This is a genomic window from Bacillus cereus group sp. BfR-BA-01383 (assembly GCF_022663495.1).
Taxonomy (GTDB): domain Bacteria; phylum Bacillota; class Bacilli; order Bacillales; family Bacillaceae_G; genus Bacillus_A; species Bacillus_A cereus_AU.
Genome location: NZ_JAKUFP010000029.1, coordinates 43,836 through 57,027, shown reverse-complemented (window position 1 = coordinate 57,027; position 13,192 = coordinate 43,836). Strand labels below are relative to the sequence as shown.

Below are 13,192 nucleotides of genomic sequence, written 5' to 3'. Positions count from 1 at the left end.
AACTCTCCAATAAAGTTAGTTTGTCTAGCATCTAAAAATAAAAATTGACGTTTCACGTTGTTTGTTTCGTTCAGTTTTCAAAGAACTACTTAGTCGCTCATTTGCGACTTCCTTATGTTAACATCTTCGTTTTTCGATGTCAACTAAGTTTTTCAATTTCTTTTTTGTCGTTTTCTGCGTTTCCGCATCGGCGACGTTTATTAATATATCACGCAGTATATGTAGGGTCAATACTTTTCATAAAAAAATTTCACATCCCGTTAAAACCTTAAAACATATTTTAAAAATCATTATATCTTCCATTCATTTCTTTATCGATTTTCCTCTTATTCATATCTTATCTCTTTATCACGTCTACACATAAGTGAAAATTCTAAATTTTATGTTATATTATTGTTATAGGAGTTGGTGAGAATGAGCATTAAGTATTCAAACAAAATCAATAAAATCCGGACCTTTGCATTAAGTTTAGTATTTATCGGCCTCTTCATTGCATACTTAGGAGTCTTTTTCCGCGACAACATTATTATTATGACAACATTTATGATGGTTGGCTTTTTAGCTGTTATCGCTAGTACTGTCGTTTACTTTTGGATTGGTATGTTATCTACGAAGACTGTACAAATTATTTGTCCAAGCTGCGATAAACCAACGAAAATGCTCGGTCGTGTCGACGCATGTATGCACTGCAATCAACCTTTAACAATGGATCGAAATCTAGAAGGAAAAGAATTTGATGAGAAGTATAATAAGAAAAGCTATAAATCATAGGTATATAGAAGTATAGTGAGGGGCGTGAATTTAAGTCCTTAAACAAGGCGATTTCTTAGTTAAGAAATCGCCTTGTTTTGATTACTGTCTTCTCCTAAAATTCATTATGTCTATTTTTTCGATATTACAGTAAACATCCCTGTCATGTTGGGCGAGTAATCTTTAAAATCATATTTTTCGTAGAATGACGTTTTACCTTGTGATGCAAACAAACCAATAAATGCTTTATCGGGAGCATTCCGATTTAAGTATTCAACTAAAGCATTCATTATTTTCTTTCCAATACCATTCCTTTGATAATCTGGATGCACTACTATATCTTGAATATAGAAATAGATAGCCCCATCGCCAACAATTCTCCCCATACCGATAATTCGATTATTATCATTGACCGTGATGCAGTAAATAGAATTTTGAAGTGATGTTTCCACCACTTCAAAATTCATATAATTAGTCCACCCTACAGAGTCACATAAATATTTGTATTCTCCCAATGTTGGAATGTTATTTTTAATATCATATTCCTTCACAATGTATCCTCCAGACTCCATTTTCACCAATCTAAAGTAATTTCGACACATTTTTATATAATCCTCTTACTAACTTAACGCTGTAAACCCGTATTAGCCTGGTGCTACTCTTATATAATAAATAAAGAAAGAGGCTGACGTATAGCCGTCAGCCTCTTTCTTTATTATATATTACGCCTTATGACACTCTGGACAAACGCCATAAATTTCTAAGCGATGACTATTAATAACGAAGCCTGTCGTTTTCGCAGCTTCCTCTTCAAGCTGTTCCAAACCTCCATAAGGAAAATCAACAATTTTACCACACTTTTCGCAAATCACATGATAATGTTGACTTGTAACATAATCAAATCTACTTGAAGCGTCTCCATAAGTTAATTCCTTTACAAGTCCAACTTCTTTAAACACACGTAAGTTATTATAGACAGTTGCAACACTCATATTTGGAAACTTACCTTCTAATGCTTTATAAATGTCATCCGCTGTTGGGTGCGTCATAGATTCCACAAGGTACTCTAAAATAGCATGACGCTGTGGAGTAATGCGTACACCCGTATTTTTCAGCATTTCTAGCGCTTCTTTTAATTCTTCTTTGACCACCGTCATGCACCCCGATTCTATACGGATTATTATTTTATAATTCTTATAAAGAGTGTACTCCTTTTCTTATAAATCGTCAATATTTCTACTATAAGTATGTGGTTTATTTTTATATATAGCCTTATTCTTATGTATCTTTCCCCATTCTTTATACATTTACATAGAAAAAAGTGCGACATAATCGCACTTGGAATACTATCATCTGAGGAGGTATGCCCTACACTTTCACTGTATGTATCGCGAGAAAATATGTATAGACACATGCCTTACTTGTTTATTTTTTCTCCTCATTTATAGATTTATTTTATATAAGAAAGAACATCTTCAATATGTCCTTTCACTTTCACTTTACGCCATTCTTTTACAAGCTCACCATCTTTATTAATAAGGAATGTAGAACGCTCAATTCCCATATACTCTTTCCCAAAGTTCTTTTTCAGTTTCCAAACATCATACAATTCTGCCACCTTATGATCCTCATCTACTAAAAGTACAAATGGAAGTTCATGCTTCTCAATGAATTTCAGGTGCCTATTTGCTGAATCAGGACTTACCCCAAGGATAACCGTATCCTTCTCTTGAAATAATCCATAAGCATCACGAAAATCACACGCTTCAGTTGTACACCCCGGGGTCATATCTTTTGGATAAAAATAGAGAACTACATTTTTCCCTCGGTAATCAGCTAAGCGAACCTGTTCCCCGTTACTTCCCTCTAATGTAAATTCCGGTGCCATTTCTCCTACTGTCATCATTGTTATCACTCCTACTCTTTTCTTTTACTATATCAAATACCCTCTTATTTTTCATTGTCTATTACAGACCTCATCACAAAAGCAAACGGTAATGTATATCCAATTAGCGCTTCTCCGATTGCAATCCATCTTCCTATTCCAATCGGAGCTATATCACCATATCCAACGGACAATAAAGTGACTGCACTAAAATATAAACAAATTTCAACAAGCTGAAAAGAATGAGCAGTTAATATTTCACCATCTTCTTTCAAAACTGTAAAACCCATTTCCTCTAATACAACATAACTTAATCCAAACGCAATTAGTACTGTTGTATAAATTAAAAATAACGAGGCTAAATTATACAGCGAAAAGAAACGTGTTGAATCTGAATAGGAACTCCATAACAATTGGACACTTCTTAAAATAGCGATTGCTGCAATTAATAGAATAAATCCCCATAACATGTCCTCCACCTCATTTTATATGTATGAGATGGACGGCAGATTTATCCCTTAGAAACGAACAAGCTCCTATAATTAATTCCCAGCACCACGATATCGTTTTACCCCTTGATTCCAAAGGGTAATTGCAATAGTAAAACAGATAACACCAACAAATGGTGTTGCGAATGCATAACTATTCCACTCTGTTTTTCTTAAAAAGTACGCTGCTGGATATACCCCAACAAACGCAAACGGTAAAACAAACGTTAAAATAAAACGAATAACACGATTATAAATATCAATAGGATAGCGCCCATAATTCCCTATGTTATACATAAGTGGCATAATCGAACTTTTCGCATCTGACCAAAAACCAAGACTCGCAAGTGTAACAAATATTCCGCCGTACACAAGCGCTCCTCCCCCTACCATGAGTAGGAATAAGAAAAAATCATACCAATAAAAAGATAATTGCAGTTCTATCGCTGCATACCCCATCACAATAATTCCCGTAATCGCTCCAATTAAAGATTCAAGTTCCATTCTTTCTAATATAATTTGAAATAAACTATGAATCGGTCTCGTTAGTACACGATCCATTTCCCCTTTAATAATGTAACGATCATTAAAGTCCCATATGTTAAAAAAGGCTGAAAAAATGGCAAACGGTACTAAAAAGAAACCATAAATAAAGATTACTTCTTCTCGGCTCCACCCTTTTAATGCTTGTGTATGCCCAAACACAACGAGAATGAAGATTAAATTAACCGCTTGTAATGATAGATCCGAAAGTAATCCGACGATAAAGTCGCCTCGATACTCTAATTTTGTTTTTATATATTGGCTTGCATATTGCAAAAATAATTTTATATATAGCATCTCGTTATCCCCCTTGTACAATTAGACGTTTTCTCGCCGTTTTCCACATCAGCACAATTGGAATAATAAGTATAATTGCCCAAATCACTTGAAATAACAAAGCTTCATATAACTTATTTCCTTGTATACCTTCAGAGAAAATCATACTCGGAATATAACTAATTGCTTGAAACGGTAAAAACATCATTGCTTTTTGGGCCCATAACGGATAAAAACTAATCGGTAATAATAACCCTGAAAACAGATCAATCACAACACGCTTCGCATACATAATTCCACTATTGTTAAATAAGAAAAATGTAAGCATCCCTGTCATTAAATTTATTTGTGTATTAATGATGAAACTAAATATTAAAGATAAGAAGAAATATAACCACGTTTGAAAATTCGTTGTAATTTGTAATGAAAATAATAACGTAACGATGACCATACCTGGAATTGAAAAGAAAGCAAAACGAAATATCCCTTCGCCAAGACCTTGCATAACTTTCATTCCTAAATAGTTATATGGACGAATTAGTTCTACGGCTACACGTCCTTCTTGAATTTCCATCGCAATTTCCCTATCTATATTATTAAAATAAAAGGCACGTGCCATCCATGCGATCGCAATATACGTAGTCATTTGCGAAATAGATAAACTTTCAATATTCTCTTTCCCGCTATAAATTGCTTGCCATAAAAAATAATACGCACCGATATTAATTGTATAAATTAAAATCCCACTATAATAGTTTGTACGATAAGCAAGCATCATTAAAAAGCGAATACGAATCATTTCAATATACTTACCCATGCATAATACCTTCTTCATAAATGTTACGAATAATTTCCTCTGTAGAAACTTCATTAATTTTTAAGTCTTTAATTTGGTAAGCTTGTACTACTTTAGAAATGAGCATTGAAATAATTACTTCTTCATTTGGGATTTTTGCAACCCATGCGTTTTCTTCTTTCGCCTTAGACCAAATTACATTAGTGTCCGGTATAACCATCGCTAATGCCTCATACGAAACTGGGGCAACAAACTGAAAATGTATTTCCTTCTCCGCTCCCCACTGTGTGCGAAGATTATTTAAAGAACCGTCATACATAATATTTCCTTCATCAAGCATGATAACGCGTTCACATAAAGCTTCAATATCAGTAATATCATGTGTTGTTAATAAAATCGTTGTTTTATAACGTTCATTCATTTCTTTTAAAAATTCTCTTATTTTCAACTTCACAAGAACATCTAATCCTATCGTTGGTTCGTCTAAAAATAATAACGGCGGATTATGAATTAATGCTGCCGCTAATTCACAACGCATTCTTTGTCCAAGAGATAACTTTCGGACCGGCTTATCTAATAAAGGACCAATATCTAACGTTTCAATTACGTGCTCCATATGTTCCTTATACTGCGCGTCCGATACACCGTACACTTTCTTTAATAAACGAAACGACTCTTGTACCGCAATGTCCCACCAAAGCTGAGAACGCTGACCAAATACAACACCAATTGTTCTTACAAATTCTTCTCTTTGTTTATGTGGGTTCATTCCGTTCACCGTGATTTGCCCTGATGTCGGAGTCAAAATCCCTGTAAGCATTTTAATCGTTGTTGATTTACCAGCACCATTTTCACCAATATAACCAACCATTTCTCCTTGCTTCACAGTAAAAGACACATCATTTACTGCTGGTACTATTTTATAATTACGATTTAATAAATCGCGAAATGCACCCTTTAAACCCGGACGACTTGAATAGGCTGTAAACTCTTTACGTAACCCTTGTACCTCAATTACCGATTTCATAATCGGACCCCCTTCCTAAATGTCACAACGAATAGTTTACCCAACTGCACTCCCTATCACAAACAATACGTCTTTTCGAAAAACATGTTAGAATAATACATAGATTTTTGTAAGGAGATGAATGGTAGTGAAATTCACAAAATCAGAAGCATTACATAAAGAAGCTTTAGAACATATCGTTGGCGGTGTTAATAGCCCTTCTCGCTCTTTTAAAGCAGTTGGCGGCGGCGCTCCTGTTGCTATGGAACGCGGTAAAGGTGCTTATTTCTGGGATGTAGACGGAAATAAATATATCGATTATTTAGCTGCATACGGTCCTATTATTACGGGACATGCTCATCCGCATATAACAAAAGCGATTACAACAGCTGCTGAAAACGGTGTGCTATACGGAACACCAACAGCATTAGAAGTAAAATTCGCAAAAATGTTAAAAGAAGCAATGCCTGCTTTGGATAAAGTACGCTTTGTAAACTCTGGTACAGAAGCAGTTATGACAACAATTCGTGTTGCTCGTGCTTATACAGGTCGCACAAAGATTATGAAATTTGCTGGTTGTTACCACGGACATTCTGATTTAGTACTTGTAGCAGCTGGATCTGGTCCTTCTACTCTAGGGACTCCAGACTCAGCTGGCGTACCACAAAGTATCGCTCAAGAAGTTATTACGGTTCCATTTAATAATGTAGACACTTTAAAAGAGGCATTAGATAAATGGGGTCACGAAGTAGCAGCTATCCTTGTAGAACCGATCGTCGGAAACTTCGGTATTGTAGAGCCGAAACCAGGATTCCTTGAAAAAGTAAATGAACTTGTTCACGAAGCTGGTGCACTAGTAATTTATGATGAAGTTATTACTGCTTTCCGCTTTATGTATGGTGGTGCTCAAGACTTACTTGGTGTGACACCAGACTTAACAGCCCTTGGTAAAGTTATCGGCGGCGGACTTCCAATTGGCGCTTACGGTGGTAAGAAAGAAATTATGGAACAAGTTGCCCCGCTTGGACCTGCATACCAAGCTGGTACAATGGCAGGAAACCCTGCCTCTATGGCATCAGGTATCGCTTGTCTAGAAGTTCTTCAGCAAGAAGGCTTATACGAAAAATTAGATGAACTTGGTGCAATGCTTGAAAAAGGAATTTTAGAACAAGCGAATAAACATAATATCGATATTACATTAAACCGTCTAAAAGGTGCTTTAACTGTATACTTCACAACAAATACAATCGAAGACTACGATGCAGCACAAGATACAGATGGTGAAATGTTCGGTAGATTCTTCAAGCTTATGCTTCAAGAAGGAATTAACTTAGCCCCTTCTAAATATGAAGCATGGTTCTTAACGACAGAACATACAAAAGAAGATATTGAATATACAATTGAAGCTGTTGGCAGAGCATTTGCTGCCTTAGCAAACAATAAATAATCCCATCATTAACAGGAAAAAAGAAAGCACATCTTTCTTTTTTCCTTTTTTCTATTTCATAAATTCCTTATTAATAGTATAATTATTCATAATTATCTGTTTTATTTTTCATTTCACATCCTTACTATCCTTGTATACAAGGCTGCTCACGCCTTAAATAGTAAGATTATTCAATCTTTAATAAGAGGGGGGATTGACGGATGCTCAATAAAAAAAATACATGGACACCGTCTTTATTTCGAGATTATAGAAATGCAGAACATGATGCGTGTGGAATCGTTTCCGTTATGGAGAAACGAAAAATTCCTACAAAAGAAAACATTGATCTTTGTATACAATCACTCGTCAAAATGAATCATAGAGCTGGTTTCATTAATGGCGAAGGCGATGGCATCGGCATTCACATTGATGTACCAAAAGCTCTTTGGAATGAAAAACTAAAAAGTAGCGGATATAATCCAACGATTGTGGATCATCCCCACTTTATCGTTGGACATTTTTTTCTAAATAAAAAAGAAAACATTGCTGCTTTAAAAAATTATATTCGTACGCAACTAAGCAACGAAAACTTTACTATTGTTTTCGAAAGTGATGAGGTAGTAAACTCAGATGCGCTCGGTCCGCTTGGTAAACAGGAAGAACCTCTATTTTGGCAAGTTGCCCTTATCGCTGAAAATACAGTTACAAATATTGAACAAACATTATTTTCAGTGACAATAAAAATAGAGGAAAATGAAGCAATTCATGTCGCTTCATTAAGCCGTGACCATGTTGTATATAAAGTTCTAGGTGCTGGCGATACACTTGTTGCCTATTACAATGATTTACAACATCCACTTATCGCTTCAACTATGACACTAGGACATAACCGCTATTCTACTAATACATTATCTAATTTTTTTCGTGTACAACCATTTAGCATTCTCGGACATAATGGTGAAATTAACACAATTGCAAAATTACGCGATCAAGCTGAAATGATTGATGTACCACTTACTGTTGGGGGCAGTGACTCCCAAGATTTAAACCGCACCTTAGAAACTCTACTTGTTCAATATGACTACAGTTTATTTGAAGCGATGGATATACTATTCCCACCAATTATTAATGAAATTAAACTTTATGAAACACATTTACAAGATTTATATACGTATATACGTGAAGCATGGGGTCATTTTGCACAAGGGCCAGCTGGCATCATTTCCCGTTTTAAAGATGAAGCTGTTTTCAGCGTTGATTCCCTTGGACTACGACCAGTATGGAAAGTAGAGACAGAGAGCTCTTATATTTTCTCTTCTGAACCTGGCGTTGTATCACCAACTGAATATGTAGCAGAACCAAAACCACTCGCTCCTGGAGAAAAAGTCGGCCTTAAATGGAATAAACAAAATGAGCTTGTTCTTTACGAATATGACAAATACCAAAGTGAAGTATATAACCGTTTTAAAAAGCGAGTTGATGTTACCGAGTATCATTTAAACTTATCTATCCCTGAAACGAAAGAAACTCAAGGATTATGTGATTCTGTTCAAATTGAAACGCAGCAATACGTCGCTTTTGGCTGGGATCGAGAACATATTCAGCTCCTTGAACAGATGGCAACAAAAGGCGTTGAGCCAATCCGTTCACTTGGGCATGACTCACCACTTGCCGCACTTGATACAGATAGACGAAATATTGCTGATTTTATCAAGGAAAGTGTAGCCGTTGTTACAAATCCAGCAATCGATCGTGACCGAGAAGTCGAACACTTCTCCACACGTACTGTACTCGGAGAGCGTCCAAGTTTATCAAGCGATGCGAAACGACCATTTGTAGTCGAGATGCTTTCACCAATTATTTTAGAAGGAAGCACGGCACAATCTATTGCAGAGGAATTGCACACAATTACGTACGAACAACTTATACAACTGTTCCTTACACATAGCTCTATCGCTACAATCTCTGCTACATTCAGTCCATCAGAATCTTTACAATGCGCATTAAATCGAATTAGTTCTGAAGCGATAGCTGCCGTTAACGATGGCGCTTCCCTACTATTATTAGATGACGCAAAAGCTCATCAAAATGAACGGTTATGGATTGATCCCCATTTAGTTACTGCTAAAGTACATCAAGTATTAAGTGAAAATAAATTCCGCCGAAACTGCTCTCTCGTTATACGTTCCGGTGCCCTTCGCTCCTTACACGATATCGTCACGCTATATGGATTAGGAGCAGATGGTATTAATCCATATTTATTATTCGCAACTGTAAATGATGGAACAAAAGCACCAATTACTAATTTGTATACCGCACTTAATAAAGGACTAGAGAAAGTCATTTCAACGATTGGAATTCATGAATTACGCGGTTACGGTCGCCTCTTCTCCTCTATTGGATTACATGAGGAAATCGCAAACATATTACAAATTACAAACTTCTTCGGTTCAAATGATTTAGCGTTTTCACTTGAATCACTTGCTGAAGATGCAAAAATCCGAGCGATTGATTATAACAATCCAAAAGTTAGAATGAGAAAATCATTTCATATATTCCCGCGGATTTGGAAAGCCATTGGCGATGTTGCAAAGGGAAATCCTTATGATGATTACCGCGATAAGTTAAATGAATTAGAAGAAAATAACCCTATTGCAATCAGACACCTTGTTCAAACAAAACATGTAAAACATATCGTTCTAACTGAAGACGTATCCATTAGTATCCGGAATCATGATCTACCATTTATTATTAGTTCCATGTCATTCGGTTCCCAAAATGAAATAGCCTTCCGTGCATATGCAGAAGCTGCCAATCAGCTAAATATGATTAGTTTGAACGGTGAAGGCGGCGAGATTAAAGATATGATTGGTAAATATCCACATACACGCGGACAACAAATTGCATCTGGCCGATTTGGAGTAAATGCTGAACTACTAAATTCATCAAACTTAATTGAAATAAAAATCGGGCAAGGTGCAAAGCCTGGTGAAGGTGGACATTTACCAGGTTCCAAAGTAACTGCCAAAATCGCTGAAGCACGTAATGCTACAATCGGCTCAGACTTAATTTCACCTTCTAACAACCATGATATTTATTCAATTGAAGACTTAGCTCAAATGATTACCGAAATTAAAACGGCTAATCAACTTGCAAAAGTAGCCGTAAAAGTCCCTGTCGTTCCTAACATCGGAACAATCGCTGTCGGTATCGCAAAGGCTGGTGCTGATTTTATTAACATTAGCGGATTTGATGGTGGCACAGGTGCTGCACGTATTCATGCACTGCAACATGTAGGTCTTCCAGTAGAAATCGGTGTGAAAGCTGCTCATAACGCCCTACTAGAAGCAGGGATGAGACATAACGTAGAAATTTGGGCAGATGGTGGTATTCGAAGTGTAAAGGATGCCTTAAAAATTATGCTCCTTGGAGCAAACCGTATTGGGTTTGGCACATTATCAATGATTGCAATTGGCTGTACTACTTGCCGTGGTTGTCATTTAGATACTTGCCATGTTGGAATTGCGACACAAATTGAATCTGAAGCGCAAGCGAAAGAACATGGATTACGCCGCTTTGTCCCGCGCGAATTAGAAAGCGCAGTTGCTGGTTTATTAAATTTATTCACCACTTTTGGTGTAGAACTAAAACGATTAACAGGACAGCTCGGTTATACAAATTTACAAGAAATTGTCGGGCGTTCCGATTTATTAGAACAAATTCGAGGCGAAGATTTATTAGACTTATGTAATTTACTACAAACGATAGAAATTCCATCTGTTACAACAACAGAATCTGTACAAAAAAATCAGTTTGACACAGTTCTTTCTCCTCACTCAAAAGAATTAGTAGGCGTTGGCGTAGATCAACGAGTTATGGGTGGTTTAGAATCTTGTTATCGTGTTCGTAGTAAACTATATGAAAACACTCAACTTGAACCACTTACATTAAAGTATACAAACGGTTCCGTTCCTGGAAACGGATTAGGTGCTTACAATAGCGAGAACTTATTTATACACGTAAATGGCGGTGCGCAAGATGGAATTGGCAAAACTTCCTTTGGTGGTGGTATTTATATCACGAAAGCAAAAGGAAAAGACGGAGGCTATTATAATGGCTCTGTCGGAAAAGGATTTGGATACGGCGCACAAAAAGGAGCGCTATATGTGCAAGGTAACGCCGATGCTCGCGCTGGTATTCGCCTTTCTGGTGCAGACATGATAATTGGGGGTAGAATGACAAAACCACTCCGTGAAAAAGAGCAAGGAAATATAGGAGCATACTCTAATATTAAAGGTTTTGCTTTTGAATATATGACAAATGGGCGGGCACTTGTTTTAGGAGATCCTGGTCCATGGATTTGTGCCGGCATGACTGGTGGTGTTGTTTATTTACGTCATGAGCCAAACTTAGGTTTAACAGAGCATGCCTTAAAACGAAGAATCGCTAAAGGAGCAAATGTAACATTGCAACCAATTAGTAAACATGGTTTGCAAGATGTGAATGAATTATTGTTAGACTACATTCGTGTATTAAATGAGCATGAACAATATGAAGAAGTCGCTTTGTTAACACCACTATTAGATGATATCCAGGTTCACTTCTATGAAATTATCCCGAAAAAAGAACAGGCTGATCCGTCTATCTCAACTGAATGATAAATAAAATATTTGTTTTCATAAAAAAATTGACGAAGCAAGCACCGCATAGTAATCTATAATAACAATTTGAAACCTGCTGAATTTCAGCAGGTTTTTTTATTAAAGAATAGATGTTTAAAGAGAACTTGGATAAATTATAAATTAATCTTAATTTCTTTATTAAACTTTTTAACGTCACTAAAATATCACTTGCTAACATATTGTAATGAATGTATAGTATCATGTTGTACATTCATTATGACAAGAGAAAGGATATCAATAAGGGTATGAAACTTGGTGCTCGCATTTTAAAAACGGGTATTGCCATTACATTAGCTTTATTTGCTTGTATTTTACTTCAATTACCGAGTCCAGTATTTGCTGGAATCTCAGCTATCTTCGCTGTTCAGCCGTCTGTATACCGTTCGTATTTAACGGCACTTGAACAAATTCAAGCAAACGTAATTGGTGCCGTATTCGCTATCGTATTTGCTACTGCTTTTGGACATAATCCTTTTATTATTGGATTAACATGTATATTAGTAATTGCTCTTACACTACAATTACGTTTAGAAAACACAATATCAATCGCTTTAGTAACAGTTATCGCCATTATGGAGTATCAAGGCGAAGATTTCTTTAATTTTGCCTTACTTCGCTTTGCGACGATTATGACGGGAATTATTGCGGCTTCACTTGTAAATTTAGTATTTATGCCGCCAAAATACGAAACAAAGCTTTATCATCGTATCGTTGATAATACAGAAGAGATTGTGAAATGGATTCGAATGAATAGCAGGCAAGCTTCTGATTTTACAACGTTAAAAACTGATATTGATCGTATGAAAGAAAAAATGATTAAACTAAACCATTACTATTTGCTGTATAAAGAAGAAAGAAGCTACACGAAAAAAGTAAAATTCGCAAAAATTCGTAAGCTCGTTTTATTCAGACAAATGTTAGCGACAACAAGCCGTGCTTTAAGTACGTTAAAATCATTACATCGTACTGAAAATGAACTGCGCTATATGCCAGAAGAATTTCAGGAATCTATCCAAAATGAACTTGACTCATTAACGCATTATCATGAACAAGTTTTATTAAAATTTATTGGTAAAGCAAAGAAACAACAATCCGTTGAAATGCTTGATGAAGTTGAAACAGGTAAACAAGAATTAATTGATATCTTTATGGATTATCAAAACAAAGATGATGAGGAAGCATATAAAACATGGCTGCATCTCTTCCCTCTTATTTCTTCAATTATTAACTATAGTGAAGAAGTAGAGCATTTAGATTTACTTGTGGATAGCTTCTACACATACCATAAACCAGAAACAGAACTCAAAATCGACGATAAAAAAGAAGACGAATAAAAAACA

The 13,192-nt window shown here is 36.0% G+C and carries 11 protein-coding genes; 4 read left to right on the top strand and 7 right to left on the bottom strand.

Annotated features, from left to right (window positions below; all coding sequences use genetic code 11):
- Positions 1 to 414 precede the first annotated feature (414 nt).
- On the top strand, positions 415 to 771 hold the full coding sequence (locus MR065_RS21115; protein ID WP_000025054.1) for a YgzB family protein: 357 nt from the start codon (positions 415 to 417) through the stop codon (positions 769 to 771).
- Positions 772 to 881: 110 nt separating this feature from the next.
- On the opposite strand, the gene MR065_RS21110 is transcribed toward MR065_RS21115, so the two are convergent.
- The 7 genes from MR065_RS21110 to MR065_RS21080 all read right to left on the bottom strand — a co-directional run bounded on the left by MR065_RS21110 (position 882) and on the right by MR065_RS21080 (position 5,765).
- The gene (locus MR065_RS21110; RefSeq protein WP_242214971.1) at positions 882 to 1,301 is read right to left on the bottom strand and encodes a GNAT family N-acetyltransferase; all 420 of its coding nucleotides are present in this window, start codon (positions 1,299 to 1,301) and stop codon (positions 882 to 884) included.
- A 171-nt stretch (positions 1,302 to 1,472) separates the two neighbouring features.
- Complete coding sequence (gene perR / locus MR065_RS21105; RefSeq protein WP_000237831.1) at positions 1,473 to 1,901, bottom strand: peroxide-responsive transcriptional repressor PerR; 429 nt, start codon at positions 1,899 to 1,901, stop codon at positions 1,473 to 1,475.
- 299 nt (positions 1,902 to 2,200) lie between these two features.
- The gene (bcp, locus tag MR065_RS21100; protein ID WP_098268498.1) at positions 2,201 to 2,656 is read right to left on the bottom strand and encodes a thioredoxin-dependent thiol peroxidase; all 456 of its coding nucleotides are present in this window, start codon (positions 2,654 to 2,656) and stop codon (positions 2,201 to 2,203) included.
- A gap of 44 nt (positions 2,657 to 2,700) precedes the next feature.
- Positions 2,701 to 3,105 carry a potassium channel family protein gene (locus tag MR065_RS21095; RefSeq protein WP_242214970.1) on the bottom strand — a complete coding sequence of 135 codons (405 nt, stop codon included), beginning with the start codon at positions 3,103 to 3,105 and terminating at the stop codon, positions 2,701 to 2,703.
- A 72-nt stretch (positions 3,106 to 3,177) separates the two neighbouring features.
- Positions 3,178 to 3,963 (bottom strand): ABC transporter permease, encoded by a 786-nt coding sequence (locus tag MR065_RS21090; RefSeq protein ID WP_097903437.1) that lies wholly within the window; start codon positions 3,961 to 3,963, stop codon positions 3,178 to 3,180.
- A gap of 4 nt (positions 3,964 to 3,967) precedes the next feature.
- Positions 3,968 to 4,759, bottom strand: a complete 792-nt coding sequence (locus MR065_RS21085) for an ABC transporter permease (protein WP_097903436.1) — start codon at positions 4,757 to 4,759, stop codon at positions 3,968 to 3,970.
- Entirely contained in the window at positions 4,752 to 5,765 is a 1,014-nt protein-coding gene (locus MR065_RS21080; RefSeq protein ID WP_242214969.1) for an ABC transporter ATP-binding protein, read from the bottom strand. The genes MR065_RS21085 and MR065_RS21080 overlap by 8 nt, the downstream gene beginning before the upstream one ends.
- 121 nt (positions 5,766 to 5,886) lie before the next feature.
- Between MR065_RS21080 and hemL the strand changes: the two genes are divergently transcribed.
- The 3 genes from hemL to MR065_RS21065 all read left to right on the top strand — a co-directional run bounded on the left by hemL (position 5,887) and on the right by MR065_RS21065 (position 13,186).
- On the top strand, positions 5,887 to 7,191 hold the full coding sequence (gene hemL, locus MR065_RS21075; RefSeq protein WP_242214968.1) for a glutamate-1-semialdehyde-2,1-aminomutase: 1,305 nt from the start codon (positions 5,887 to 5,889) through the stop codon (positions 7,189 to 7,191).
- A gap of 200 nt (positions 7,192 to 7,391) precedes the next feature.
- Complete coding sequence (locus MR065_RS21070) at positions 7,392 to 11,828, top strand: glutamate synthase-related protein (protein WP_242214967.1); 4,437 nt, start codon at positions 7,392 to 7,394, stop codon at positions 11,826 to 11,828.
- Positions 11,829 to 12,097: 269 nt separating this feature from the next.
- On the top strand, positions 12,098 to 13,186 hold the full coding sequence (locus tag MR065_RS21065; protein WP_242214966.1) for an aromatic acid exporter family protein: 1,089 nt from the start codon (positions 12,098 to 12,100) through the stop codon (positions 13,184 to 13,186).
- The last annotated feature ends 6 nt before the right edge of the window (positions 13,187 to 13,192 follow it).

Excerpts from the sequence above, each read along its gene's own strand:
- MR065_RS21085 (WP_097903436.1), bottom strand. The coding sequence starts at position 4,759 with ATGGGTAAGTATATTGAAATGATTCGTATTCGCTTTTTAATGATGCTT.
- MR065_RS21095 (WP_242214970.1), bottom strand. The coding sequence starts at position 3,105 with ATGTTATGGGGATTTATTCTATTAATTGCAGCAATCGCTATTTTAAGA.
- MR065_RS21090 (WP_097903437.1), bottom strand. The coding sequence starts at position 3,963 with ATGCTATATATAAAATTATTTTTGCAATATGCAAGCCAATATATAAAA.
- hemL (WP_242214968.1), top strand. The coding sequence starts at position 5,887 with ATGGTAGTGAAATTCACAAAATCAGAAGCATTACATAAAGAAGCTTTA.
- MR065_RS21115 (WP_000025054.1), top strand. The coding sequence starts at position 415 with ATGAGCATTAAGTATTCAAACAAAATCAATAAAATCCGGACCTTTGCA.
- bcp (WP_098268498.1), bottom strand. The coding sequence starts at position 2,656 with ATGATGACAGTAGGAGAAATGGCACCGGAATTTACATTAGAGGGAAGT.
- MR065_RS21080 (WP_242214969.1), bottom strand. The coding sequence starts at position 5,765 with ATGAAATCGGTAATTGAGGTACAAGGGTTACGTAAAGAGTTTACAGCC.
- MR065_RS21070 (WP_242214967.1), top strand. The coding sequence starts at position 7,392 with ATGCTCAATAAAAAAAATACATGGACACCGTCTTTATTTCGAGATTAT.
- MR065_RS21065 (WP_242214966.1), top strand. The coding sequence starts at position 12,098 with ATGAAACTTGGTGCTCGCATTTTAAAAACGGGTATTGCCATTACATTA.